At 42.1% G+C, this 2808-nt stretch carries 2 protein-coding genes; both read left to right on the top strand.

Translation table 11 applies throughout. The annotated features are described in order from the left end of the window. The first annotated feature begins 818 nt into the window (after window positions 1-818). Window positions 819-1892, top strand: a complete 1074-nt coding sequence (locus Q1A48_RS20920; RefSeq protein WP_299948742.1) for a polysaccharide pyruvyl transferase family protein — start codon at window positions 819-821, stop codon at window positions 1890-1892. A 64-nt stretch (window positions 1893-1956) separates the two neighbouring features. Then, complete coding sequence (locus tag Q1A48_RS20915) at window positions 1957-2226, top strand: helix-turn-helix domain-containing protein (RefSeq protein ID WP_299948741.1); 270 nt, start codon at window positions 1957-1959, stop codon at window positions 2224-2226. The last annotated feature ends 582 nt before the right edge of the window (window positions 2227-2808 follow it).

The raw sequence follows: 2808 nt of genomic DNA, 5'->3' as shown, positions 1-2808 counted from the left end.
CAGCACAACGATGGTATACCACCTGCAAAGGCGGAAGAAAAGCTTAACTTACTGTCCGGTAAAAGTTGACCACTACAATCAAAGTACAGTAGCTACGGCTTGTGCCATCCTATGGTTACCTAGGTGAAGCGGGAATAGCCCATAACCAAATTTTATCTAGTTTAGTCAGGCTATAATAATTGGAGTCTGGGCTTATTTTAATTTAATCAAGAGGTAACTCACTCCCTCTGGTGGTGAGATTCGACAAGTTCCTTTCATTCCGATGTGCAGGGTAAAATGACCTCCTACGAACTGGCGAGTTCCATGATGAGGCCATATGAGAGATTCGCAGAGAAAAGCTCGGGTTAAGAATTATTGCATGTATAACGTTGTCTTTTCTGAAATATAGAAAGAAGGCGATATTTGGTGCATTGCGAAATAGGATTGGGGCTACTTTCCGTGATTTTTGCTGCTAAGCAAGGATAGAATTGGTAGAGAGTTACACTATGAGAGATCACAACCACAAGCTGCTAATGACCCCTCCTAATTTCAACGTGTCCAATACAGTGTGATTTTTCAAGGGTTAGTCTGAGATCTGGATCTTCCAGAAGTGCTTGCAACTCAAAGGAAGTTTCACTGACCATCACTTTTGAGCTAGAAGTTAGCGGGTATGCACATAGGGTTTAGGTGAAGAGGTGGTTAGGAAGCGCATCAAGAGCTAAGAAAGTGAGGAGCGCTGTCAGGAGCTCATGTGCCTGGAAGGGCTTTGACCAATAGCCCTCTCAGGGGGCTTTCATTATACCCCTGCTTCGCGGGTGGTTTCTGATTTGTGAGGTGCTATGAAAATTGTTATTGTTTCTACTTTTCGTTGTGGAAGCCTTAATATAGGGGATCGCTTAATTACACGCTCTACTATTTCAGCCTTGAATATGCTATTTGAAGAGGATATTAAATCTTCTACAGTATTTCGTGCTGACAAGTGGGAAAGTGTTGAGTCGATAGTATTGAAGTCTGATTTTGTGATTTTTGCATGCCTGGCTATTAGAAGAAATATAGAAAAAACATACAGGTTTTTACCTGAATTACTGAAGTCTGGAGTTCCTTTTGGGGTTTTAGCTGCCGGAACGTCACTAGGAGTTTCTTCATCCTCTCTTAGTTTTGAAAGGTCGTTTACGGATAGAGATATTAAAGTTTTAAAAGATCTAACTGAAAAAGCGAATTTTTTTTCAACTCGAGGCGCCTTAACCTATAGTGCTTGCAAATTTCTTGGTTTAGAAAAATCTGTGTTATCTGGAGATATTGCTTTTTTTGATGATCGATTTAAAAATAGACGTTTTGACGCACCAGTAAAAATTAGAAAAATAGCAATTTCTGACCCGCATTATGTTAGTGTATATGAAGAGTCATTTAATTATCTGGTGAGTAGGTTAAGAAATATATTTCCCAATGTAGAAATTCATTTGCTTTTGCATGGGAAAAATGATGAAGCGGTCAAGCTAGCTCGAAAGGCCGATGTTTTAGTCGAGCAAATCTATAGGGACAGTGAGAATGGACTGGATAAATATGATAACTATGATCTTCATGTTGGCTATCGAGTTCATGGTCATGTTTCTATGCTTGTTCGAAGGCATCCATCTTACTTACTGGAGCAAGATGGGAGAGGGTGTGACTATGGCTTGACTTTTCATTGCAAAACTTCGGTACCACATTATAGAGTTATCAAAGGAGATAAGTATAATCAGGTCAGTACCACTGGAATTGAAATCCTTCTGGCAATGATCGTTTCTGATTATGAGAATGGGTTTTCACGATTCTCGAGTTTTAATCAGCAAATATATAAATTTGTCTCTTCAAACCTTGAACTTATAAGAACTATTAGTGACTCAGATTCAATCTGTAAGTGCATATCTTAATGAGCCTAGAAAAAGCGGCGAGTTGCCCCTAGGCTTCGTGCTTTTCTACGGCAAGAGATATGCAATGAGACACTACAAACAACTGTCCTATGAGCAAAGATCCCAGATTGAGAAGTCCAATAAAATCGGTTTTTCACAAGCACAGATTGCGCTGACTGTAGGCGTGAACCGGTCAACGATATCGAGGGAGTTAGCACGGAGTAGAGGTCAGCGCGGCTATCGGGACAAGCAAGCCCAGAAGTTTGCGCTCTCACATCGTGAAGAGGCCAGAAAAGTAACAAAGATGATCCCAGAGCTGACAAACCTGGTCGAGGATAAGCTTGCTGAAAAATAGAGTCTGGAGCAGATCTCAGGCTGGCTGCTCAAGGAGCACTTGACACTGTTGAGCCATGAGTGCATCTATCAGCATGTATGGGCTGATAAGGCGAGAGGTGGCCAACTGTTCATGAACCTCCGGCGGCACGGTAGAAAATACCACAAGTGAAGCAATGGTAAAACCAATCGCGACCAAATATGGAACCGTGTAAGTAACTATGAGCGTTTGGTGGAGGTGGATGCGAAGAGTCGGGTTGGCGACTGGGAAATTGATACAGTCATTGGCAGGGGACACAGTGGAGTTTTGGTGACCATTGTAGAGCGTGTAATATAGTATACTCTATCTGAAGAAGTGAAGCGCAAAAAAGGGTAACAGAGGCCGCTATAGCTCTGCTGAGGCCATATACGGCGGTATTGCATACGATCACGGCAGAGGATAGTAAAGAGTTTACCTGTCATGAAAAAATTCACATGGAACTTGGAGCTTGGAGCACAAGTTTAGTTTGATGTAGAAACCCACGTCCTTAGGGCGTGGTTATGAGTATGTAGTGGTCTACTAATCCCGGACACCAATTTAGGTGGTAAAGTCGCTGCCTGAGAC

The organism is uncultured Microbulbifer sp. (assembly GCF_947489355.1).
Classification (GTDB): domain Bacteria; phylum Pseudomonadota; class Gammaproteobacteria; order Pseudomonadales; family Cellvibrionaceae; genus Microbulbifer.
Note: the sequence above shows the minus strand (reverse complement) of the source record. Positions and strands in the feature narration are given on the sequence as shown.

Bases quoted from the DNA above. Each gene is read 5' to 3' on its own strand.
- Q1A48_RS20915 (WP_299948741.1), top strand. From the start codon at position 1,957: ATGAGACACTACAAACAACTGTCCTATGAGCAAAGATCCCAGATTGAG.
- Q1A48_RS20920 (WP_299948742.1), top strand. From the start codon at position 819: ATGAAAATTGTTATTGTTTCTACTTTTCGTTGTGGAAGCCTTAATATA.